We start from the raw sequence: 22,995 nt of genomic DNA, 5'->3' as shown, positions 1-22,995 counted from the left end.
GCGACGTATTGTTCGCAATTATCGACACATCAGGAGGTGAATCATGAATTCGACAGTTATCCAGCTACAGACCACGCAAGCCCCACGCCAGTTTAGCGATGTGCCGCCAGTCGTACTGACCGACGCCACAATGCTGGAGCGTAAAAACAAGGTGCTGGAACGCATGCGCGAGGAACGGTTCGATGCGCTAGTGATTTATGCCGATAAAGAGCATGGCGGTAACTTCGAGTATCTGACCGGATTTATTCCGCGCTTTGAGGAAGGATTGCTGGTGCTGGATAAATCCGGCCATGCGACGGCGATTCTTGGCAATGAAAACCTGAAGATGGCGCAGCATGCACGTTTGCCGGTCACGCTTAAACATTGTCCGCACTTCTCCCTGCCCAATCAGCCAATGGACAATGAAAAGCCGCTCTCGCAGCTGTTCAATGAAACGGGGCTAAGCGCGATGTCGAAAATTGGTCTGGTCGGCTGGAAGATGTTTACCGCCACCCTGGCTGATAACGCAAAATTCTTCGACCTGCCGTATTTTATCGTTGAGGCGGTCAAGAACAGCACGCATGCGGATCTGCTGAATGCGGCGCATCTGTTTATTCGCGGTGATAAAGGGGCGAGAACGGTTAACAACGCCAACGAAATCGCCCATTACGAATACGGCGCGAATCTGGCCTCCAACTGTATGCTGACGGCGCTGGACGCGGTCGAGCCCGGCATTCGTGAAACTGAATTGGGCGCATTGCTCGCGGGCGAAGGGCAGTATCAGACGGTGGTCGCCATTGCCGCTACCGGGCAGCGCTTTGAGAAAGCAAACCTCTATCCGAGCTATAAAAAGGTGGAGCGCGGTCAGCCGCTGTCGATGACCACCGGCTTTAAAGGCGGGCTTTCCAGCCGCAGCGGGTTTGTTATTGCCGATGAAAGCGAACTGCCAGAGAATCAGAAGGATTATTTAGACCGCGTGGCGAAGCCCTATTTTGGCGCAGTGGCGGCGTGGCTTACTCATATTCATGTCGGGATGGCAGGCGGTGAGTTGTATAACCTCGTTGAAAACGTGTTGCCCAAAGCACAGTACGGCTGGCATTTGAATCCAGGGCATTTAAGCGCCGATGAGGAGTGGATGTCCTCGCCGGTCTATCCGCAATCTAACGAAACGCTAAAAAGCGGGATGATTTTGCAGATTGATATTATTCCTTCAGTGCCAGGCTATACCGGCGTCAGCGCCGAGGAGAGCGTGGCGCTGGCGGATGCGGCGTTACAGAAAAACATCGCGGAGAATTATCCTGAACTGTGGGCGCGCATTGAGGCACGACGCACTTATATCCGCGATGTGCTAAAGATTGCGCTGAGCGATGATGTGATTCCGTTATCCAACGGCGTGGGATATTTAAGGCCGTTTATGTTGGCGAAGGACAAAGCGCTGGTGGTCGGGTAGCGATGATATTCCCGGCAGAACTGCGCTTGGCCGGGCTATCGATTGGTGTAGGCCGGATAAGGCGTAGCCGCCATCCGGCAATTTGCGCGAGTGCGCCTGATGGCGCGCAGCTTTCAAGCCTTCATGATGCAGATATACGTAGTATCAACATAAACTGAGGGATAATCCCGGTCAGTTGTCTGATGTTCCGCTTGTCTATCTCAGGTATGCTCAGAATTCATGGTGTGATCGGTAGCACAGTTTAGGGTTTAATTGTATGATGAATGCATTCCACGAAAGGTGAATCCCATGCTCAAATCACTGAATATCATCTGGCAATACCTGCGTGCATTCGTGCTGATCTACGCCTGCCTGTACGCCGGTATTTTTATTTCGTCACTGCTGCCGATTACGATCCCCGGTAGCATTATTGGCATGCTTATTCTTTTCGTCCTGCTGGGGCTACAAATTCTGCCCGCCAAATGGGTTAATCCCGGCTGCTACGTCCTTATTCGTTATATGGCGCTGCTGTTCGTGCCCATTGGCGTCGGCGTGATGCAATATTTTGCGCTACTGAGCGCGCAGTTTGGCCCGGTAGTGGTGTCCTGCACGATCAGTACGCTGGTCGTACTGGTGGTAGTGAGCTGGAGTTCGCATCTGGTCCACGGTGAACGAAAAGTTGTCGGCCAGGAAGAGGCGGAAAAATAATGCTGCATTATATCTGGTGGTCACTGCCGCTGACCTTAGTCGTCTTTTTTGCCGCCCGTAAGTTAGGCGCTCGTTTCAAAATGCCGCTGCTGAATCCGCTGCTGGTTTCCATGGTGGTGATTATCCCGTTCCTGATGCTGACCGGTATTCCGTACGATCACTATTTTAAAGGCAGTGAAGTGTTAAACGACCTGCTGCAACCGGCGGTAGTTGCCCTCGCCTATCCGCTGTATGAGCAGCTTCACCAGATTCGCGCGCGCTGGAAATCCATCATCACTATCTGCTTTATCGGCAGCGCGGTAGCGATGATAACAGGCACATCCGTGGCGCTGATGATGGGGGCTTCACCGCAAATTGCCGCATCTATTCTGCCAAAATCGGTGACCACACCGATTGCGATGGCGGTAAGCGGCAGCATCGGCGGTATCCCCGCCATTAGCGCGGTGTGCGTCATTTATGTCGGGATTCTGGGCGCGGTATTTGGTCACACGCTGCTGAATCTCATGCGTATTACCACCAAAGCTTCGCGTGGTTTGTCGATGGGTACCGCGTCACACGCCCTGGGCACCGCTCGCTGCGCTGAGCTTGACTATCAGGAAGGGGCGTTTAGTTCACTGGCGCTGGTGATTTGCGGCATCATTACTTCGCTGATTGCCCCATTCTTATTCCCGATCATTCTGTCGGTAATGGGATAAAATGCGACAAATCACACATTTTTAGATGAGATTACATGCGTTACATTAACAATGAGATATTGATCACTAATTAAGGCGTTCGCGCCCCGTACACTACGATCCCATTACATTGTTATGAGGCACAACGCCATGCATCCACGTTTTCAATCTGCTTTTTCGCAACTGGCGGCAGATCTGCAGACCGCTATCGCCCCGCTGTTAGCCGATCCGCATTTCCCTGCTGAACTGAGCGCCGAGCAGGTCTCATCGCTGCGCAAAGCGACGGGGCTGGACGAAGACGCGCTCGCTTTTGCGCTGTTGCCACTGGCCGCTGCCTGCGCCCGTGCCGACCTGTCTCACTTCAACGTTGGCGCCATCGCGCGCGGCGTGAGCGGCACTTGGTACTTCGGCGGCAACATGGAGTTTTTAGGCGCGACCATGCAACAAACGGTTCACGCTGAACAGAGCGCCATCAGCCATGCGTGGCTGTGTGGTGAAAAAGCCTTGCAGGCCATTACCGTCAACTACACCCCGTGCGGCCATTGCCGTCAGTTTATGAATGAGCTGAACAGCGGGCTCTCCCTGCGTATTAACCTGCCGGGCCGCCAGCCGCATACGTTACAGGATTATCTGCCGGACGCCTTTGGGCCGAAGGATTTGGATATCAAAACCCTGCTGATGGATGAACAGGATCACGGTTATCCGCTTGAGGGTGACGCGCTAGCACAAGCAGCAATTAAAGCGGCAAACCATAGCCATACTCCCTACAGTAAGTCGCCATCAGGCGTGGCGCTCGAACTGCGTGACGGCACCATTTTCAGTGGCAGCTACGCGGAAAATGCCGCCTTCAACCCAACCCTGCCGCCGCTGCAAGGGGCGCTCAACCTGCTGAGTCTGAACGGTTACGACTACCCGGATATCCAGCGCGCTATTCTGGCAGAACGCGCCGACGCGCCGCTGATTCAGTGGGATGCCACCGCCGCCACATTGAAAGCACTGGGCTGCGGCAATATTGACCGCGTGCTGCTTGGCTAACGACTCCGGAGTGACTCCCGGCGGCGCTTCGCTTGGCCGGGCTACATTTGACCTCGTGCTGCCGACGTAACCGTGTAGCCCGGACGAGGCGTGAACACGCCGACTCCGGGGTGACTCGGAGCCTGACCCAGCGGCACTTCGTTTGGCCGGGCTACAAAATACAGGTTAAATTCCCCGCAATTAAACGATGGTTTCTTGCGCTTGCTGGGCGGGTAAAGTAGCCTGATGTCTTCATCTACCACTATTGAGTCAAGTTCATGTTAAAGCGTGTGTTATACAGCCTGTTAGTCCTGTGCGGCCTGCTGCTGTTAACCGTGCTCGGCCTTGACCGCTGGATGAGCTGGAAAACCTCACCGTACATTTACGACGAGCTGCAAGATCTCCCCTATCGCCAGGTGGGCGTGGTACTCGGCACCGCTAAGTATTACCGCACCGGCGTTATCAACCAGTATTATCGTTATCGTATTCAGGGCGCACTCAACGCTTATAACAGCGGCAAGGTAAACTATCTGCTGCTCAGCGGAGATAACGCGCTGCAAAGCTATAATGAGCCCGTGACCATGCGCCGCGATCTCATCAAGGCGGGCGTTGCGCCAGAAGATATCGTGCTCGATTATGCCGGTTTCCGCACTCTTGACTCGATTGTCAGAACACGCAAAGTATTCGATACCAACGATTTCATCATCATTACCCAACGCTTCCACTGTGAGCGTGCGCTGTTTATTGCTCTGCATATGGGCATTCAGGCGCAGTGTTATGCCGTGCCTTCGCCGAAAGATATGTGGAGTGTACGTCTTCGCGAGTTTGGCGCGCGATTCGGTGCGCTGGCGGATCTTTATATCTTTAAGCGTGAACCACGTTTTTTAGGCCCATTAATCCCTATTCCCGCCCAACAAGAAGTCCCGAACGATGCACAGGGCTACCCCGCAGTGACGCTTGAGCAATTACTGAAATTGCAGAGTAAGAAGCCTTAGCGGCAATGAGATACACATATCGAATAGTGTTTACCATGCCTATTTGCATATTAGGTATTCCTGACACCTAAAATGCAAAAAAGCCCGACAGATGTCAGGCTCAGATTGTTAACAAGGCATAAATCACAGGTAGCCCGGCCAAGCAAAGCGCCGCCGGGACCCACTACCAAGTCATTACTTCTTACGTGCGTATTTCAGTGAATCCAGCGCAACGGCGAAGATAATGATCGCGCCTTTAATAATGTACTGCCAGTACGGGTTAACGCCGATATAGGTCAGGCCGTAGTTGATAACGGTGAAGATAATCACACCGGTGACCACACCTACGACCGTACCCACGCCGCCGCTAAACGACACGCCGCCAACCACGCAAGCTGCAATCGCATCGAGTTCGTACATAAAGCCGAGGTTGTTGGTGGCCGAGCCGATACGCCCTGCTTCCAGCAAGCCGCCGAAGGCATAGAACACACCGGACAGCGCATAGATAACCAGCAGGTTCAGCGCGACGTTAACACCCGAGACTTTCGCCGCTTCCGGGTTACCGCCGATGGCGAAGATGTTTTTGCCAAAGCGCGTTTTGTTCCACAGCACCCAGACAAACGCGACGGCAATCAACGCGTAGAAGGTAATGTACGACAGGCGGAAACTGCCGAGCGCCACAAACCCTTGCGCGAAGGTCGAGAAGCCACTGTCGAAGCCGGAGATCGGTGATGCGCCCACGAAGTCGTAATACAGGGAGTTGATCCCGTAAACGATGATCATGGTTCCTAGTGTGGTGATAAACGGCGTCACGTTCAGGTAGGCAATAATGATGCCGTTGATAAGGCCGATAACGGCACCAATCGCGCAGACAATCAGCACCACCACGAAAATCGGCATCGTTGCCATCTCTGGGAATACCTTGTTGGCATTCTCCATTGATTGCAGCAGCGTTGCCGCGATAACCGCCGCAAGGCCCACCTGACGTCCTGCTGACAAGTCAGTACCCTGGGTGACAATCAGCCCGGCCACGCCCAGCGCGATGATAATACGCACGGAAGACTGGGTCAGAATATTACTGAGGTTCAACAAACTTAAGAAGGTCGGGTCCTGAATAATAATAATGGTCAACAGAACCAAAAGAACGACGTAAATACCGCCATCTTTCAGATAACTCAGAAAGCTTTTTTTATTTAACGTACTCATGTCGAGCCCCTGCGATTAAAGATGCAATGACGCAAGACGGAGAATTTCGTTTTGCGTTGTTGTTTTCGTTTCGACAATCCCGGCGACCATGCCATTACTCATGACAAGGATGCGGTCAGTAATTCCCAGCAGCTCAGGCATTTCTGAAGAAATAATAATGATCCCTTTATCTTTCTTCGCCAGCTCAGCGATCAATTGATAAATTTCAAATTTCGCCCCAACGTCAATACCGCGCGTCGGTTCATCGAGCATCAGAATTTCCGGCTGAGTTAATAGCCAGCGGCCAATAATCACTTTCTGCTGGTTCCCACCCGATAATGATCCAATCTGCGTGTGGTGCCCTGGGGTCTTAACGCGCATAGAATCAATAACCCATTGGGTATCGCTCTTCATGCGGGACGTGTCCAGCAGGCCGACTTTATTTTTATAATTCTTAATATTGGAAATTAACGAGTTAAAGCCAATATCAAGATAGGCATAAATCCCGGTCGAACGACGTTCTTCAGTCACCAGTGCAAAACCGTTGTTAATGGCTTCGTTGGCGCTATGGTTATTAATTTTCTTACCGTGCAGCGTGATAGTACCGCCGGATTTCTCACGCACACCAAACAGCGTTTCGACGATGTCGGTTCGCTTAGCACCCACCAGCCCGGCAACACCGAGGATCTCACCCTTACGCAACTGGAACGAAATATCGCGAATTGACGGTTGACGCAGTGAGGTCAGATGCTGCACATCGAGGATCACTTCCCCCGGCGTGTTCTGTTTATCCGGGAAACGCTGGTTCAGTGAACGTCCAACCATCATGGCGATGATCTTGTCCATATCCAGCCCTTCCAGCGGCTGGGTGGCAATCCACTGCCCATCACGCAGAACGGTTATTTCATCACACAGCTGGAAGATTTCTTCCATTTTGTGCGAGATATAAACAATGCCGCAACCACGGTCTTTCAGCTTGCGGATGATAGTGAACAGATGGTTCACCTCTTTTTCCGTCAGTGATGACGTCGGTTCATCCATAATTACGATTTTCGCGTTATAGGAGAACGCCTTGGCAATTTCAATCATCTGCATCTGCGATACGGATAACGTTCCGACGCGCGCGCGCGGGTCGATCTCAATATCCAGCTCATCAAAGATGGCTTTGGTATCACGATACATTTTGTCCTGATCAACAAACATGCCTTTAGTGGGATAACGCCCCAGCCACATGTTGTCCATCACTGAACGTTGTAATACGAGGTTCAGTTCCTGGTGAACCATTGAAATACCATTTTCCAGCGCTTCTTTGGCGGAATGGAAATCAATTTCTTTACCCTGAAATAAAATACTGCCGGAATCTTTTTGGTAGATCCCAAATAGACATTTTAATAACGTTGATTTGCCCGCACCGTTCTCACCCATTAATGCATGGATAGAGTGCGGACGAACTTTCAGGTTAACATTATCGAGTGCTTTTACGCCCGGAAATGACTTGTTGATCTGGCTCATTTCCAACAAGAATTCACCAGACGGCTCTCTATTATTGTTGTCCATAATTGTACCTGGCTGCGATATTTCTGCGTCAGTATTTATAGGGCGCACAATTGTACGCCCTATATATTTAAAGATTACTTACCGGTAAATTCGCTAAGGTTGTCTTTATCTACGCCAACGTAAGGGATCCGGACGATTTTGTTCTCGATTTTCCAGGTAGTGCCATCAGCAGCACCTTTACCGTCAGCGAGGTTTTTCGCCAGATCGAAGGTTGCTTTAGCCTGGTTGTTAGCATCGTTCAGCACGGTACCGGCCATCGCACCGGATTTCACCAGCGCCATTGCTTCTGGCAGCGCATCCACGCCGAACACTGGAATAGAAGATTTGTTGTGTGCTTTCAGTGCTTCAACTGCGCCCATTGCCATTGCATCGTTGTTCGCAATAACGACTTCAATTTTGTTAGCATTCGGGCCGGACAGCCATGCGTCCATCTTATCTTTAGCCTGCGCGGTATCCCACATTGCAGTATCCAGCGCCAGTTGCTGGGTTTTCAGACCCTTGGCATTGAGTTCTTTGATAACGTAGGTAGTACGTGCTTCGGCATCCGGGTGGCCTGGTTCGCCTTTCAGCAGAACGAACTGTACCTGACCATCTTTGTTCAGATCCCAGTTCGGGTTTGCCGCCCAATGTTTAGCAATCAGGTCGCCCTGAATAACACCGGATTCTTTAGAGTCAGTCCCGACGTAGTAGGCTTTGTCGTAGCTATCCAGCGCTTTACGAGAAGGTTCTTTGTTGAAAAAGACAATTGGCACGTTCTGGCCGCGCGCTTTGTCAATTACCGTGCCCGCCGCAGCTGGGTCAACGAGGTTAATCGCCAGCGCTTTCACGCCTTTTGCCAACAGAACGTCAATCTGATCGTTTTGCTTGGACTGGTCATTCTGCGAGTCATTCATCAGCAACTGAACATCCGGCGCCGACTTGCCGTCTTTTTCGATAGCTTTGCGCACAACGGACATAAAGTTATCGTCATATTTATAGATCGTCACACCAATACGGGTATCGGCTGCGTGCGCTGTTGCACCGAAAAAGAGGCTGGCCATCAGGGCAGACAGGGTTAACACCTTCTTATTCATGGTATCTCCGGTTTTATTATGCAGGGTAGTTCAGATGATAATAATCGGCGGGCAGCGTTAAAAAAATGTTACTGCACGACGAAATTCACTGACGAAAATTTGTTCTTCCGTGTTGAGTAACGATCCAGGTTACGCTTTAATCTGTGTTTAACGGCCTTAAACGTTATAAAAAGTGATTAATCACCGTTACATTATGTTTCAAGCTGATAAACGCAGTCATCATAGCTATCGCAATGTTAACAATCTGTGAATTTACTCACAGATTGAAAACGGTTACATAGGATTAACTCTTTGGTTCGTGATGGGATGCACAAATTGCCGCTGCGCGACGGAATGGCGGCGTACCAGGGTTGGCATAAAACAGTGAGTGGCCTCACCGTCGAGCTTTCCAGCAGCACCAAGAAGCGCCAGTTCTGTAGCCTGTTTTGCCATAGAAACAATAGGATAACGGATAGTAGTTAATTGCGGATCGGTATAGCGAGCGATAGGGATGTCATCAAAACCTATCACTGACACCTGCTGCGGCACGGCGATACCGTTGTCTTTCAAAGCGCTCAGCGCCCCGGCTGCCATATTATCGTTATAGGCGAACACCGCTGTCAGACCAGCGTTGCGGCCAAGCAACTCAACCATTGCGGCTTCACCGCCCGGCATATCCGGTGAGCCGGTGCCCACCCAGCTATCCAGTGCCACAATGCCCTGCTCTTGTAACGCACGCATCCACCCTTCCCGACGCAAATCATCATCTTCGATATGATGACTTGAGGAGAGGTAGCCAATGCGCTGGTGCCCATGATTAAGCAACATACGCGTGCCCATGAGCGCCCCGCTGACGTTATCAAGACAAACGCAGCGATGCGCATAACCCGGTACAAGGCGATTGATTAATACCATGCCCGGCATGTGTGCCATGAACTCACTGAGCTCACGGTCGCTGAGGGCTTTTGAGTGGACGATAAGCGCGCTACAGCGCTGGCGAATCAGCACCTCAATGGCGTTACGCTCTTTTTCTGCTTCATGGTAACTATTGCCGATCAGCACGTATTTTTGATGCTGCTGTGCCACCATATCGACGGCTTTGACCAGCGCCCCGAAAAAGGCGTCGGACACATCCATCACCACCACTCCGATGGTGTCACTAACCTGAGTAGCCAGCGCCTGAGCGTTAGCATTAGGTCGATATCCCAGCGACGAAACCGCTTTCATCACCGCGTCACGGGTATCCTGGCTTACCAACGCGCTGTTATTTAACACGCGGGAAACGGTGGCAACGGAAACGCCTGCCTGGCGTGCGACATCACGAATGGTGATCATACACACCGTCCGATAGAGAATTGCTGCATTTCACGTTACACCCCCTGAAGTCCTGCAAGAGCGTTATTTTGGCAGTGTCGATGCCGCAACTACGTGAGAGAGGTCACAGGGCTGGAAACGGTTACATCCGTTTTGTTAACTGTTGTGATCTGGATCGTTATCTAAATGTATTGCGAAATGATATCCCTGACGCACGCGCGGTCAATTGTCGCCATAGCCATTCAACCGGCCCCTGACGGAATTTTCGCAGCCACAGCGTTGAGAAAATAAGGTTAATCAGCCATACCGGAACCACAAACACCAGTAGCGTCAGGCGGTCAAACGCCATAAACAGGCCGAAATGATAAAAGAGTGTGGTGCAGATAAGCGTTTGTAACAGATAGTTGGTGAGCGCCATACGCCCCACGCACGCCACCGCGGCGGCAAGACGAGAGCGGCTGATTTGCGGCCAGTAGCCGTAGGCCAGTGCGGCATAGCCTAGCGTTTGAATCGGTGCACTGATTTCACGTGGCGCCTGAAGCAGAAACGCGCACCAGCGGTAGTCCCAATTAAGGTGCCATTGGGCAACAATCGCCGGCAGGTTTATCAACATCCCTAGCGGAATACATATTGCGGCACAGCGCCGATAGTGCCGCGGGCTAAACTGGCCTTTCAACCAACCGCAGCGCATCAATGCCGCACCGATTAACATCATTCCCGCCAGCTGCCAGCCGTATTGCGCCCCCAGCGCCAATAGATTTGCCGAGAGCATATCAGTGCGGTTACTGATAGCTTCCATACCGCCGTTGAGCTTCCAGTAGTGCTCATACATCAGGCTTGAGGCGTCCGGCATCCATGACCGGCTTTGGCCGGTATCGGCAATCAGCCCTAATAAGATCAGCACGCCAACACCCACCGCATAAAGCAGCACGCCGGTATTAAAGAGTGATTTGACGTCACGCGCTTCGCGCACCAGTCGCCAGCACACCAGGCCGACCAGCGAATAGGCCAGCAGAATATCGCCGTCCCAGAACAGCAGTCCGTGAATAAATCCGAGCAGTGCCAGCAGCGTCAGGCGGCTTTGGATCCACCGCGTGCCGCGCGGCAGCAATAGCTGTAGACCGGCGCCAAACAGCAGGGCAAAGAGGGTAAGGAATTTGACCTGAGCAAAAAGGTCGAGAATGGCCCACGTCCAGGCATCGCGCGAGGTAATCTCGCCGTACCAGGCAGGGTTAAGATAAGCGGCCTTTGGTAAACCAAAGGCGCTAATGTTTAGCAGCAGGATACCGAGTATGGCAACGCCGCGAATGAAATCCAGCGTGACGTTCCGCTCCATGTATCCTGCTCCATTTTCGTATTAGTTGTGGTGACGTACCGCGCGCAAGAACTCCTGGCGGGTATTCTGGCTGGACTTAAACAGCCCACCCAGCGACGTGGTGGTGGTGGCACTGGTGGCATCACGAATGCCGCGCGCTTTCACGCAGTAGTGCACCGCGTCAATGGAGACCGCCACGTTATTGGTCCCGAGCAGCGTTTGCAGTGCCGTCAGGATCTGTTGCGTCAGACGCTCCTGCACCTGCGGGCGCTGAGCGAAAAACTGCACGATACGGTTGATTTTCGACAGGCCAATCACCGACTCTTTTGGAATGTAGGCCACGGTCGCTTTACCGTCGATGGTCACAAAATGGTGTTCGCAGGTGCTGGTTAAGGTGATATCACGCACCGTGACCATCTCGTCAACCTTCATTTTGTTTTCGATAACGGTAATTTTCGGGAAATTGGCGTAATCAAGACCGGAGAAAATCTCATCCACATACATTTTGGCGATGCGACGTGGGGTTTCCATCAGGCTGTCATCACTCAAATCGAGATTCAGCAGTTGCATGATCTCGGTCATATGACCGGAAATCAGTTGCTTGCGGGTTTCGTTATCCATTTCGCGCACCGGTGGGCGCAACGGCGTTTCCAGGCCACGGGCGACTAGCGCTTCATGTACCAGTACCGCTTCTTTACTCAGTGATGACATCGTCTCTTCTCCTGCAGGCGTGGCGCTTTGCTTATGGGGCAAAGTTTGTTCTCATTGTGCGTGAGGTGACGCACAGAATCCAGTATTCGTAGTGATAATTATTGCAATCGGTATTATCTGTCAGGCTGAGGTCGCCAGACCAACGCCCCACCAACCAGTAGTGCAATAGCGGCAATGCCTAATGCGGGTTCAAGGCGTTGCGTCAACCATGTTGAGAGTGCCGAAGTCATTGGCCCGACTAACTGTCCTACGGCATAGCCGGTAGTCAGCAGCCCCGCCATATAGCGCGCATGGTGTGGCGCCAGTTCGCGACCGTATAATAAAGAAAGCTGAACGGCAGCAAGGAAGCCACCGCCCACCAGGAGCGCACCGCCAACCAACCCGCTCATTCCCGGTAGCAGCCAGGCTGCCAGTACACCAGCCCCCTGGAGCCACAGCACAATCGCCAGCCGCTGATAAGAGTGCCCTACCCCGCGCATGGCAATACTCAGTGCAATGCCGGTGGCGCCCGCCAGCCCGAAGATAGGCCAGATAAACTGAGCAAACAGGCTGTCAGGAAAACGCTGACTCGCCATTTGCGATAAAAAAGTGGCAGGCAAAATGTAGCCAAAACCGGCCAGGCTATAACTCCACACCAGTCGCCTTAGGTTGCTGGTCAATATCAGCGGCTGCGGCTGTTCACCGCTGCGATGCAGTTCGCCCGGACGCGGTAACCAGCGGCCAATCATCACCACCAGTAATAATGCCAGCACACCGTACAGCTGCCAGCCCGCCGCCGCACTCAGCGATTGCGCATGAATAAAAACGCCTAACAGACCGCTAAGGGCAATGCCCGCCCCTGGCCCGGCAAAGACCGCAGCGCTGAGCCCGGGTCTGGCATAATGCGCCAGCCGTTCGTTAACCCATGCCGCCGTCAGCACCATGGCCCAACCGCTCATGCAACCAATCACCAGACGTAGCGCGCCGTGCAGCCAGGCGTTATCCGCCAATGCCGAGAGAAAGGTCAGCGCCACGGCACCGATAATTCCCAAATACAGTCGCGCTTCGACGCCGCGACGTGTCCGCATCGCATCCCAAGCGCCTATCAGGTAGCCCAGATAGTTGAGCGCAGCCACCAGCCCTGCGCTTGTGAGCGTCAGTTGCCCCTGAGCTATCATCAGCGGCACCTGGGGGGTAAAGGCAAAGCGACCGATGCCCATGGTGGCGACCAGCACCAGAAAGCCGCTTAGCGCAATGCGTACCGGCATACAGCCTCAAATGTGAATGTAAAGTTATCTTTATGATGCAACATGTAGTGGTTATCCGGAAGTGAAAGTTACTCACCGCTGATGAATTATCTGTATGATGGGCCTATTAATTCTGACAAAAAACGCGAGGATCCCGCATGGAAATGCTCGAAGAGCACCGCTGTTATGGCGGCTGGCAGCAGCGCTGGCAGCACCATTCCACCACGCTAAATTGCCCGATGACCTTTAGCCTCTTTTTGCCACCGGACGGTAAAAAAAATCCCCCGCCGGTGCTGTACTGGCTCTCCGGCCTGACCTGTAATGACGAAAATTTCACTACCAAAGCGGGCGCACAGCGGGTGGCCGCAGAGCTTGGCATTGTGCTGGTCATGCCGGATACCAGCCCGCGCGGTGAAGGTGTCGCCAACGATGCGGGTTACGATCTTGGCCAGGGCGCCAGCTTTTATCTCAACGCCACCGAATCACCGTGGGCGGCGCATTTTCGCATGTATGACTATCTTCGCGACGAACTCCCGGCGCTGATTCAATCCCAATTCAACGTCAGCCCTCATTGCGCGATTAGCGGACATTCAATGGGTGGGCACGGCGCGCTAATGCTGGCACTGAAGAATCCGGGTAAATATTGCAGCGCGTCGGCTTTTGCGCCGATCGTCAATCCTTGCCGGGTACCGTGGGGACAGAAAGCTTTCGCCGCGTATTTGGGCGAGGATAAAACGCGTTGGGGGGAGTGGGACAGCACCGAGCTACTCCGCGCCAGCCATCACGCGGATGCTATCCCCATGCTGATTGACCAGGGCGATAACGATCAGTTCCTCGCCGACCAGCTACAACCTGCGGTATTTGCTGAAACGGCACGGCAGAAAGATTGGCCGCTGACGTTGCGCATTCAGCCGGGTTACGATCACAGCTATTACTTTATTGCCTCGTTTATTGAGGATCATTTGCGCTTCCACGCCGAGCATTTGTTGAAATAGCCTCAACCTGATGGGGCTCGTAGCCCTTCCCGGCGGCGCTGCGCTTGACCGGGCTACGATCGTGACTATTTGTATCCCTTCCCGGCGGCGCTGAGCTTGGCCGGGCTACGATCGTGACTATTTGTATCCCTTCCCGGCGGCGCTGCGCTTGGCCGGGCTACGATCGTGACTATTTGTAGCCCGGCCAAGCGTAGCGCCGCCGGGAGTGCTCGATTTAGAAGCGGTAATCCACCGCCATAAAGTAACGGCGTCCGTCTTCGTTATAGCTGTAGTCGTCACGCTGCAGGTCTTTATCCCCCAGGTTCAACACACCCGCACGTAATTTGATATCTTTCGTCGCCTGCCATGCGCCGCCCAAATCCCAGGTGGTGTAGCCGCCCGGTGTTTTCGAGGTGGCGCTCACCGCACGCTGCTGGCCGGTGTATCTTGCCGCCAGATAGAACGACCAATCCTGTACCGGTGTCCAGTCCAGACGCCCATTACCGGTATGGAACGGCAGCTCCTTAAGCGGTTTATCGCCGCCATCGCTCAGGTCACGACCATCGTTATAAGTATAGTTCAGCGACATTTTCCACTCATCGCCAAACGGCACCTTCAACTCCGTCTCCACGCCGCGGATACGCGCTTTGTTGACGTTGTAGTAGGCGAACACCGGCACGCGCTTACCGCTGCTGTTGGTATCAAAACCGACAAAGTTTGAGTAGCCAGGCGCATCGTTGATGTTCGCAGTACGGGTGATATTGATCATGTCATCAATATCGTTCTGGAAGGTGGTGATGTTCGCCTGTACGCCATCCAGCCAGCCTTCTTCGCCCTGATAGTACAGGCCGATTTCATAGCTCTCACTGGTTTCGGGTTTCAGATCCGGGCTACCGACAATCCGGCAACCGCCACGACAAGAGTTCGTTGCCCAGTCTGGGCTAAGTTGCAGCAGAGATGGCGCTTTAAACGCAGTCGCCCAGCCGCCTTTGACGGTGATGGTATCAGTCGCGGTGTAAACGAGGTACGCACGCGGGCTCCAGTGATCGCCGTAGGTTTGGTGATCGTCCATACGGATACCGGTGGTCAGCGCCAGCGGCTCGAAGATACGCCACTCATCTTCAATGAACAGCGCGTACTGGCTAGCAGATGTTTCGGTGCTCGTGCCACGCGTCAGGTTGACCGGATCGCTTAATTTATCGTGACGCCATTCGCCACCAAAGGTCACCAACTGATTAATCACGCCCAACGGCAGCACATATTTGCCATCAATAGTGTTGCTTTCGGTGGTGATCTCACTGCTGTTGCCCTGGTTTTTGTTAGCCACTTTTTCGCCATAATACTTCAGCTCGCTAGTGCCCAAATCCCAACGGCCATTATGGCTTAAAGAGTAGTTCTGGCGCTCAATGCGGTTTTGGTCGAGGGAGTCGGAATCTCTATCCTGGCGGTCAAAGCCGTAACCGGCGGTGATATCGTTGTTTTCATTTGGCGTCCACGCAAACTCAACGTTAGCATCGCGGCTGGTAAACCCTTCGATACGCGGCGTTTCACCCGTGGTACTGGTGCTGGAGAGTTGCTGATCGTCTTTCTCACGCTTAGACAGGCTACCGAACGCTTTCATCCCTAGCAGGCCATCCACCAGCGGGCCAGAAGTGTAGAACTGACCGTTCCACGTATCGCCACGGTCACGATGTTCCTGGATAGTGGTATCCGCAGTGACGCTACCCGTCCATTTGGTGCCAATTTTCTTGGTAATGATGTTCACCACGCCGCCCAGCGCATCGGAGCCGTACAGTGAAGACATTGGGCCACGCACCACTTCGATACGTTCGATGGCGTCTACCGGGATCCAGTTCAGGTCGAAGTCGTTGTGGCGAAAGACGGCGTTGCGGGAGTTCACGCGTTTGCCGTCAATAAGGATCAGGGTATAGCTGCTGTCAAGGCCACGAATACTGACGCCTTGACGGTTATCCCCTTCATTAGTGAGCTGTACGCCCGGCACTTCCTTCAGTACATCTTTCAGGTTTTGTACCGGTTTACGCTTCAGGTCTTCTTCGGTAATCACACTGATGCTGGCAGGCGCATCCTTCACGCTTTGCTCGGTGGCCGCTGCCGTCACGACCATAACTTCATTATCATCCGCAGCGCTTACAGGCAGCGCCAGGGACATTACGGACGCGCACAGCCCGCCCCGAACCAAGGGGTTTAACCTAAACATTCCATATCTCCATGAGGTGAATACTAAATCAAAACAAAGGGGTCTTACTCACAGGTGCTACTTCAACGCCGCTAACCGCGGCCTGTTTTTTGCAGATGTGGCTAGTCCCCTCAGCCTGTTATCCAGTCAGGAGAGGAAGTGGCTTCATCCATTTGTATGGGACAAGATGATAAACGTAATGATAACAATTATCAATTCAGGTTATTTAAAGTTATGTCAATGCGTAAACAATTACGTCTAATAATTCACATACAGGCGAAAAAAAACCTCTCCGAAGAGAGGTTTATGATGTGTCGCTGACCACAGATTATTGCTTAAAACGCCCCGGGAAGTGCATTTCGCTATAGCGAACGAAGTGCGTACCACGGCTGAATTTGTAGCCAAACCAGATAATCAGGAACAGCGGGATACCAATATAGGTCGCCGCAACGCCGCCCCAGTCGATGGTATCTGACAAGAACGCTTCATAGTTCTGGCCCAGAGTGATAATCAGGCACAGTACGAAAGCGAAAATTGGCCCCAGCGGGAAGAACCCGGAACGGTACGGCAAATCGTTAATATCGTGTCCCTGCATCACATAACCGCGACGGAAGCGGTAATGGCTAATCGCAATCCCCAACCAGGCGATAAAGCCGGTCATGCCTGAGGTATTCAGCAACCACAGGTAAACGGTCTGGTTGCCAAACATAGACGTCAGGAAGCACAGGCCCGCAATCACCGTCGTGGCATACAGTGCATTACGCGGTACGCCGCCACGAGACAGTTTGGCGAAAATACGCGGCGCTTTGCCATCACATGCCAGGGTGTAGAGCATACGGGTAGAGGCATACATCCCGGAGTTACCCGCCGACAGCACGGCCGTCAGAATAACCGCGTTCATCACCGCCGCCGCAGACAGCAGACCCGCGTGCTGGAAGACCAGGGTGAACGGGCTGACGGAAATATCTTTCACGTCATTACGCAGTAAGCTTGGATCGGTGTACGGAATAATCAGGCTGATAATCAGGATTGCGAACACATAGAACAGCAGGATTCGCCAGAATACCTGACGGACTGCACGCGGAATGTTCTTCTCCGGATCTTCAGATTCGCCCGCCGCGATACCGATAAGTTCAGTCCCCTGGAAGGAGAAACCGACAATCATCGCCACACCGATCATCGCGGAAAAACCGCCAGCGAATGGCGCATCACCGGTAGTCCAGTTGCTCCAGCCAACCGGCTGCGCACCTTTAAAGATACCGAGGATCATCATGACGCCCACGATGATAAAGATGATAACGGTGGTCACTTTAATCAGCGAGAACCAGTATTCTGCTTCACCGAAGCCTTTCACTGAGATGTAGTTCAGCAGGAAAATGACGCACAGGAACAGCGCACTCCAGATCCAGCCCGGGGTGTCCGGGAACCACCAGTTCATCACCAGCTGTGCCGCCACCAGGTCAACGGCGATAGTCACCGCCCAGTTGTACCAATAGTTCCAGCCCAGCGCGAAACCAAAACCTTCTTCAACATAGTTCTGGCCGTAGGTGGAGAACGAACCGGATACCGGCATATACGCCGCCAGTTCGCCCAGACTGGTCATCAGGAAGTACACCATCAGGCCAATCAGAATATAGGAAAACAGTGCGCCGCCTGGACCCGCCGCGGAAATGGTTGCACCAGATGCAACAAAAAGACCTGTACCGATGGAGCCACCGATGGCGATCATCGTCAGGTGACGCGCCTTGAGTTCGCGACGTAACGCGGGCGCTTGTGTGGTTTTTGATTCGGAACCCATGTGAAAATGCTATCCATCCAAAAAATGAGGCGAGATTGTAGCAGACGATCTGCGCATTTCACGGCAGAAATGCGCAGTTATAAGAGAGCTTCATGATTGCGCCCTTATTATAAGTAAAGCACCCGCTGCCTGATTTAGATATCGCAGTAGTGAAGAAAACGCTTTAGCGCGTTAGAGAGATGCTTCTGCCGGTGATGAATCCGCCACAGGGTGCGGCTTAACGTTGGTAATGGAATGGCCACTTCTACCAGCGAACCAACCGCTAGCTGTTCGGCAATCACCCGGCGGGATAAACAGCTGATGCCTAAGTCATGGCGCACGGCATGTTTGATGGCTTCGGAGTTGCCAAGCTCCATGCCCATCTGGAATTGCGGCAAATGGGAAAGCAGCAGGTAATCAACAATCTCCCGCGTACCTGACCCTTTTTCTCGCAGGATCCATGGTGCTTTTGCCAACGTATCTAGCGTGACCTCACCGGTTATCCAGGCGCTGTCAGGCGCGCAGAATACCACCAATTCATCATCGAGCCACGGTTCGGCAATAATGTCCGCCGAGTGGCATGGCCCTTCAATCAGTCCGATATCAACGCGAAAATCCGCCACCGCGTTAATCACATCCTGACTATTACCGACGCTCATCTCCAGCGGCAATGTGGGGAAATCCTTGCGATAACGCGCGATGACCTCCGGCAGAATATAGTTACCGATGGTGCTACTGGCATAGACCCGGATAGCCCCGTTATCTTCGCGAAACAGTTGTTCTATTTCGCCCGCCTGCTCTAGTAGCGCGAGCGCGCGCGGGTATAACAAGCGCCCATGTTCATTCACGACCAGGCGCTTTCCGACCCGGTCAAACATCTGCACCCCAAGCTGACCTTCGAGGTCAGTCAGCGCCGCACTGACCGCCGATTGTGACAGTGCCAGCATCTGCGAGGCCTGCGTGGTGGAGCCGCTTTTTAGCACCTCAGCAAAAACTTCTAATTGCCGCAGCGTGATATGCATATGTCTTCAGCCTGTCAGGGCCGCCCTTACCAGTTATTACGATTAATTATAAATATATAATCAATTTTATCTTTAAGCCAGTCGAGCGTAATCTTTTAGCCAGACAAAGGAGAAGGTTATGACACAAGTCACCTTACAGACGCATCATCATCGTAGTATCAAACACTTTATTCCTGGGCTCGCGCTCACCGCAGTCATCACCGGCGCGGCGGTATGGGCAGGTAGCGTACCGGCGATTGCGGGTGCGGGGATGAGCGCGCTGACGCTGGCTATTTTATTCGGGATGGTCATCGGTAACACGGTATATCCGAAACTATGGCAGTCGTGCGATGGCGGGGTCGTTTTCGCCAAGCAGCATTTATTAAGACTGGGGATTATCCTGTATGGCTTCCGTCTGACTTTTGCCCAAATTGCTGACGTTGGCGTCAGCGGCATCATCATTGACGTTCTGACACTAACCAGCACGTTCTTCATCGCCTGTTGGTTAGGACAGAAAGTCTTCGGGCTGGATAAACATACCAGTTGGCTGATTGGTGCCGGGAGCAGTATTTGCGGTGCAGCAGCGGTATTGGCAACAGAACCAGTGGTCAAAGCTGAGGCCAGCAAAGTGACGGTCGCCGTAGCAACGGTGGTGATTTTCGGTACGCTGGCGATTTTCCTCTATCCCGCTATGTACCCGCTGCTTGCACACTGGTTTAGCCCGGAAACCTACGGGATTTATATCGGCTCCACCATGCATGAAGTGGCGCAAGTAGTCGCAGCCGGTCATGCGATTAGTCCGGAAGCAGAAAACGCTGCGGTGATAGCCAAAATGCTGCGTGTGATGATGTTAGCGCCGTTCCTGCTGTTTATGGCGGCCCGCGTCAAAGCACTGGCTCCGGCTAACGCAGAGCAGAAAAGCAAAATCACCATTCCGTGGTTTGCCATTCTGTTTATCGTGGTGGCTATCTTTAACTCGTTCCACCTGCTGCCACAAAGCGTGGTGCAGATGTTGATTACGCTCGACACCATCCTGCTGGCGATGGCGATGGCAGCGCTGGGGGTGACGACCCACATTAGCGCGCTGAAAAAAGCCGGTGCTAAACCGCTGCTGATGGCGCTGGTTCTGTTCATTTGGCTGATTGTCGGTGGTGCCGCGATTAACGTGGGTATTCATTCCGTGATGGCATAAAGGAACACGACTCAGCACGACCAACCCGCTATACTCTCCCCTTTTGAGTATGGCGGGTTTAACGATATGAAATACATTGGAGCGCACGTCAGCGCCGCTGGCGGTTTAGCTAATGCCGCGATTCGCGCCGCAGAAATCGAAGCGACCGCATTCGCCCTGTTCACCAAAAACCAGCGCCAGTGGCGTGCGGCACCGTTAACCACTGAGATCATCGACGATTTCAAAGCCGCTTGTGAAAAGTATCACTACACTCCAGCACAAATTCTCCCCCATGACAGCTATCTGATTAACCTTGGTCACCCGGTTGAAGAGGCGCTGGAGAAATCCCGCGAAGCCTTTATCGACGAACTGACGCGCTGTCAGCAGCTTGGGCTGACGTTGCTGAACTTCCACCCGGGCAGTCACCTATTACAGATTGAGGAAGACAAGTGTCTGGCGCGCATTGCCGAGTCGATCAATATCGCCCTGTCGCAAACCGAAGGGGTTACGGCGGTGATTGAGAATACCGCTGGGCAAGGCAGCAATCTTGGCTTTAAGTTTGAGCATCTGGCGGCGATCATCGACGGCGTTGAGGATAAGTCCCGCGTCGGCGTGTGTATCGACACCTGTCACGCCTTTGCCGCTGGCTATGACCTACGCACCAGCGAAGCTTGTGCCGAAACCTTTGCTGAATTTGAGCGCATCGTGGGCTTTAACTATCTGCGCGGCATGCACTTGAACGACGCCAAAAGCGCATTCGGCAGTCGCGTTGACCGTCACCACAGTTTGGGTGAAGGTAATATTGGTCATGATGCCTTCCGCTGGATTATGCAGGACAATCGTTTTGACGGTATTCCGCTGGTATTAGAAACCGTTAACCCGGATATCTGGGCGGAAGAGATTGCCTGGCTGAAGGCGCAGCAGACTGAGACTGCGGCTGCCTGATTGTCCAGAATTCCCCGGCGGCGCTGCGCCTGGACGGGCTACCGACGGTGAACATAAAAAAAGGGCCGAATCATCGGCCCTTTTTTGTTGGCAGCGAGGCTTATGCTTTCGCAGCCACCTCACCTTCCGGACGTTTCAGCACAGCGTAAGCCAGACCTGCAATCAGCGTACCGGCCACAATCGCCACCAGGTAACCGAGTACCGGCGTAATCGCACCCGGGATCAGCAGGACGAACAGGCCGCCGTGCGGTGCCATCAGTTTCGCACCAACTGCCATCGAGATAGCACCGGTCACTGCGCCGCCGACGATACAGCAAGGCAGAACACGCATTGGGTCACGCGCCGCGAACGGAATCGCCCCTTCAGAGATAAAGCACAGACCCAGAACCAGCGCCGCTTTACCACCTTCACGTTGACCTTTGTCGAACTTGTTACGCGCAACCAGCGTGGCAATACCCATCGCCAGCGGTGGCACCATACCGGCCGCCATAATCGCCGCCATCGGCGCATAGGTTTGGGTACTCAACAGGCCCACACCAAAGGCATATGCCGCTTTGTTTACCGGGCCACCCATATCGGTACACATCATCGCGCCGAGAATTGCCCCCAACAGTACCGCATTCGCGGTGCCCATGGTTTGCAGCCAGTGGGTCAGCCAGTTCAGCAGTGCCGCAACCGGCGTACCGATGAGGTAGATCATCGCCAGACCAACAATCAGGCTGGAAACCAGCGGGATAATCAGAATAGGCTTCAGCGCTTCCATGCTCGGTGGCAGTTTCAGCTTGGTGCTAATCAAACGTGCGACATAACCGGCCAGGAAGCCCGCAATGATACCGCCAATAAAGCCGGAACCACCGCTGACGGCCAACATACCACCGATAAGACCTGGGGTCAGACCCGGACGGTCAGCGATGGAGAAAGCAATAAAGCCCGCCAGCACAGGGACCATCAAGGCAAAGGCTGAACCGCCGCCAATTTGCATCAGCGCCGCCGCCAGCGTGCCTTTCACTTCAAAGGCTTTAATACCGAATGCGAAGGAGAGCGCGATACACAGACCGCCCGCAACAACCATCGGCAGCATATAAGATACGCCGGTCAGCAGGTGACGATATGCTCCACCACCGCTCTCTTTCTTCGCGCTATCGGCAGGTGATTTCTGCCCAGTTGGCTGATAAGGCTTCGCCTCAACCACGGCTTTATCCAGTTCCTGCGCGGTTTTCTTCAGCGCCAGACCGGTCGTGGTGCGGTACATCGGTTTACCAGCAAACTTCGCCAGATCGACTTCGATATCCGCCGCCACAATCACCAGATCCGCTTGGGCAACTTCTTCTGGCGTAATAGCATTACCCGCACCCACGGAACCACGGGTTTCTACTTTCACCCACAGGCCGCGTTTTTTGGCTTCGGTTTCAATCGCTTCTGCCGCCATAAAGGTATGCGCGACACCAGTCGGACAGGCGGTTACGGCAACAATGCGTTTCACCGCACCGGTCGCTGTTGGCTCAGCCTGCGCTGGCGCTTCGTACGGTAAAGCGTGTGATTTTGCTTCGCTCAGGAACAGTTCAGGGTGCGCAACCGCACGGTTGATGTCGCCGAGGTAAACCTGTTTGCCCACCAGCGCAGTATCAACTGGCAGTGTGGATCCCAATACGATCGCCAGGTCGGCGTCATTTGGGTTATCAATCAACTCCAGATGCGCTTTCTGCGCAGCTGTTCCCAGCAGGGTCTTCGCCATATAAGCGCGAGCCTGTCCGAGTTTGGCATCGATAATCAGCAGCGTTTTCATACGCCT

At 53.4% G+C, this 22,995-nt stretch carries 19 protein-coding genes; 8 read left to right on the top strand and 11 right to left on the bottom strand.

The genetic code is table 11. The features are described 5' to 3' along the window. Nucleotides 1-43: 43 nt before the first annotated feature. From U0026_RS08100 to sanA, 5 genes are all read left to right on the top strand, one after another. Entirely contained in the window at nt 44-1,429 is a 1,386-nt protein-coding gene (locus U0026_RS08100) for a M24 family metallopeptidase (protein WP_062772315.1), read from the top strand. Nucleotides 1,430-1,717: 288 nt separating this feature from the next. Beyond that, a complete protein-coding gene (locus U0026_RS08095; protein WP_062772317.1) occupies nt 1,718-2,116 on the top strand; it encodes a CidA/LrgA family protein in 399 nt (132 codons plus the stop codon). After that, nucleotides 2,116-2,811 (top strand): CidB/LrgB family autolysis modulator, encoded by a 696-nt coding sequence (locus U0026_RS08090; RefSeq protein ID WP_062772320.1) that lies wholly within the window; start codon nt 2,116-2,118, stop codon nt 2,809-2,811. The genes U0026_RS08095 and U0026_RS08090 overlap by 1 nt, the downstream gene beginning before the upstream one ends. Nucleotides 2,812-2,940: 129 nt before the next feature. Next, complete coding sequence (cdd, locus tag U0026_RS08085) at nt 2,941-3,825, top strand: cytidine deaminase (RefSeq protein WP_062772323.1); 885 nt, start codon at nt 2,941-2,943, stop codon at nt 3,823-3,825. A 257-nt stretch (nt 3,826-4,082) separates the two neighbouring features. Then, a complete protein-coding gene (sanA, locus tag U0026_RS08080) occupies nt 4,083-4,799 on the top strand; it encodes an outer membrane permeability protein SanA (RefSeq protein ID WP_062772326.1) in 717 nt (238 codons plus the stop codon). A 174-nt stretch (nt 4,800-4,973) separates the two neighbouring features. On the opposite strand, the gene mglC is transcribed toward sanA, so the two are convergent. The 7 genes from mglC to U0026_RS08045 form a co-directional block, all read right to left on the bottom strand. Continuing rightward, on the bottom strand, nt 4,974-5,984 hold the full coding sequence (gene mglC / locus U0026_RS08075; RefSeq protein ID WP_062772329.1) for a galactose/methyl galactoside ABC transporter permease MglC: 1,011 nt from the start codon (nt 5,982-5,984) through the stop codon (nt 4,974-4,976). A gap of 15 nt (nt 5,985-5,999) precedes the next feature. Next, nucleotides 6,000-7,520 (bottom strand): galactose/methyl galactoside ABC transporter ATP-binding protein MglA, encoded by a 1,521-nt coding sequence (gene mglA / locus U0026_RS08070; protein WP_062772332.1) that lies wholly within the window; start codon nt 7,518-7,520, stop codon nt 6,000-6,002. A 74-nt stretch (nt 7,521-7,594) separates the two neighbouring features. Then, on the bottom strand, nt 7,595-8,593 hold the full coding sequence (gene mglB / locus U0026_RS08065) for a galactose/glucose ABC transporter substrate-binding protein MglB (RefSeq protein ID WP_062772335.1): 999 nt from the start codon (nt 8,591-8,593) through the stop codon (nt 7,595-7,597). A 273-nt stretch (nt 8,594-8,866) separates the two neighbouring features. Beyond that, the gene (gene galS / locus U0026_RS08060; RefSeq protein ID WP_062772338.1) at nt 8,867-9,907 is read right to left on the bottom strand and encodes an HTH-type transcriptional regulator GalS; all 1,041 of its coding nucleotides are present in this window, start codon (nt 9,905-9,907) and stop codon (nt 8,867-8,869) included. A 157-nt stretch (nt 9,908-10,064) separates the two neighbouring features. Then, complete coding sequence (gene yeiB / locus U0026_RS08055; RefSeq protein WP_062772341.1) at nt 10,065-11,222, bottom strand: DUF418 domain-containing protein YeiB; 1,158 nt, start codon at nt 11,220-11,222, stop codon at nt 10,065-10,067. Nucleotides 11,223-11,243: 21 nt separating this feature from the next. Next, nucleotides 11,244-11,912, bottom strand: coding sequence for a GTP cyclohydrolase I FolE (folE, locus tag U0026_RS08050; RefSeq protein ID WP_062772344.1), 669 nt, complete (start codon nt 11,910-11,912; stop codon nt 11,244-11,246). A 113-nt stretch (nt 11,913-12,025) separates the two neighbouring features. Beyond that, a complete protein-coding gene (locus U0026_RS08045) occupies nt 12,026-13,159 on the bottom strand; it encodes a YbfB/YjiJ family MFS transporter (protein WP_062772346.1) in 1,134 nt (377 codons plus the stop codon). A gap of 137 nt (nt 13,160-13,296) precedes the next feature. On the opposite strand from U0026_RS08045, the gene fghA reads away from it, so the two are divergent. Further along, complete coding sequence (fghA, locus tag U0026_RS08040; RefSeq protein ID WP_062772349.1) at nt 13,297-14,133, top strand: S-formylglutathione hydrolase; 837 nt, start codon at nt 13,297-13,299, stop codon at nt 14,131-14,133. Nucleotides 14,134-14,347: 214 nt separating this feature from the next. Here fghA and cirA read toward each other — a convergent pair whose 3' ends face one another. The 3 genes from cirA to yieE all read right to left on the bottom strand — a co-directional run bounded on the left by cirA (nt 14,348) and on the right by yieE (nt 19,108). Next, nucleotides 14,348-16,330: a catecholate siderophore receptor CirA gene (cirA, locus tag U0026_RS08035; protein ID WP_062772352.1), complete on the bottom strand. Its 1,983-nt coding sequence runs from the start codon at nt 16,328-16,330 to the stop codon at nt 14,348-14,350. A 307-nt stretch (nt 16,331-16,637) separates the two neighbouring features. Next, the gene (locus U0026_RS08030) at nt 16,638-18,107 is read right to left on the bottom strand and encodes an amino acid permease (RefSeq protein ID WP_062772355.1); all 1,470 of its coding nucleotides are present in this window, start codon (nt 18,105-18,107) and stop codon (nt 16,638-16,640) included. A gap of 134 nt (nt 18,108-18,241) precedes the next feature. Then, nucleotides 18,242-19,108: a DNA-binding transcriptional regulator YeiE gene (yieE, locus tag U0026_RS08025; protein ID WP_062772358.1), complete on the bottom strand. Its 867-nt coding sequence runs from the start codon at nt 19,106-19,108 to the stop codon at nt 18,242-18,244. 118 nt (nt 19,109-19,226) lie between these two features. On the opposite strand from yieE, the gene U0026_RS08020 reads away from it, so the two are divergent. After that, a complete protein-coding gene (locus tag U0026_RS08020; protein WP_062772361.1) occupies nt 19,227-20,279 on the top strand; it encodes a YeiH family protein in 1,053 nt (350 codons plus the stop codon). 66 nt (nt 20,280-20,345) lie between these two features. Further along, on the top strand, nt 20,346-21,203 hold the full coding sequence (gene nfo / locus U0026_RS08015) for a deoxyribonuclease IV (protein WP_062772364.1): 858 nt from the start codon (nt 20,346-20,348) through the stop codon (nt 21,201-21,203). A 100-nt stretch (nt 21,204-21,303) separates the two neighbouring features. On the opposite strand, the gene fruA is transcribed toward nfo, so the two are convergent. Further along, entirely contained in the window at nt 21,304-22,989 is a 1,686-nt protein-coding gene (gene fruA, locus U0026_RS08010; RefSeq protein WP_062772367.1) for a PTS fructose transporter subunit IIBC, read from the bottom strand. Between the last annotated feature and the right edge of the window lie 6 nt (nt 22,990-22,995).

Origin of the sequence: Kluyvera intermedia, from assembly GCF_034424175.1 — a bacterium.
GTDB lineage: Bacteria > Pseudomonadota > Gammaproteobacteria > Enterobacterales > Enterobacteriaceae > Kluyvera > Kluyvera intermedia.
The sequence above is the reverse complement of the archived record's forward strand: the minus strand, read 5'-3'. Positions and strand labels throughout refer to the sequence as shown.

Coding starts and splice junctions, on each gene's coding strand:
- U0026_RS08100 (WP_062772315.1), top strand. CDS start 44: ATGAATTCGACAGTTATCCAGCTACAGACCACGCAAGCCCCACGCCAG.
- U0026_RS08095 (WP_062772317.1), top strand. CDS start 1,718: ATGCTCAAATCACTGAATATCATCTGGCAATACCTGCGTGCATTCGTG.
- U0026_RS08090 (WP_062772320.1), top strand. CDS start 2,116: ATGCTGCATTATATCTGGTGGTCACTGCCGCTGACCTTAGTCGTCTTT.
- cdd (WP_062772323.1), top strand. CDS start 2,941: ATGCATCCACGTTTTCAATCTGCTTTTTCGCAACTGGCGGCAGATCTG.
- sanA (WP_062772326.1), top strand. CDS start 4,083: ATGTTAAAGCGTGTGTTATACAGCCTGTTAGTCCTGTGCGGCCTGCTG.
- mglC (WP_062772329.1), bottom strand. CDS start 5,984: ATGAGTACGTTAAATAAAAAAAGCTTTCTGAGTTATCTGAAAGATGGC.
- mglA (WP_062772332.1), bottom strand. CDS start 7,520: ATGGACAACAATAATAGAGAGCCGTCTGGTGAATTCTTGTTGGAAATG.
- mglB (WP_062772335.1), bottom strand. CDS start 8,593: ATGAATAAGAAGGTGTTAACCCTGTCTGCCCTGATGGCCAGCCTCTTT.
- galS (WP_062772338.1), bottom strand. CDS start 9,907: ATGATCACCATTCGTGATGTCGCACGCCAGGCAGGCGTTTCCGTTGCC.
- yeiB (WP_062772341.1), bottom strand. CDS start 11,222: ATGGAGCGGAACGTCACGCTGGATTTCATTCGCGGCGTTGCCATACTC.
- folE (WP_062772344.1), bottom strand. CDS start 11,912: ATGTCATCACTGAGTAAAGAAGCGGTACTGGTACATGAAGCGCTAGTC.
- U0026_RS08045 (WP_062772346.1), bottom strand. CDS start 13,159: ATGCCGGTACGCATTGCGCTAAGCGGCTTTCTGGTGCTGGTCGCCACC.
- fghA (WP_062772349.1), top strand. CDS start 13,297: ATGGAAATGCTCGAAGAGCACCGCTGTTATGGCGGCTGGCAGCAGCGC.
- cirA (WP_062772352.1), bottom strand. CDS start 16,330: ATGTTTAGGTTAAACCCCTTGGTTCGGGGCGGGCTGTGCGCGTCCGTA.
- U0026_RS08030 (WP_062772355.1), bottom strand. CDS start 18,107: ATGGGTTCCGAATCAAAAACCACACAAGCGCCCGCGTTACGTCGCGAA.
- yieE (WP_062772358.1), bottom strand. CDS start 19,108: ATGCATATCACGCTGCGGCAATTAGAAGTTTTTGCTGAGGTGCTAAAA.
- U0026_RS08020 (WP_062772361.1), top strand. CDS start 19,227: ATGACACAAGTCACCTTACAGACGCATCATCATCGTAGTATCAAACAC.
- nfo (WP_062772364.1), top strand. CDS start 20,346: ATGAAATACATTGGAGCGCACGTCAGCGCCGCTGGCGGTTTAGCTAAT.
- fruA (WP_062772367.1), bottom strand. CDS start 22,989: ATGAAAACGCTGCTGATTATCGATGCCAAACTCGGACAGGCTCGCGCT.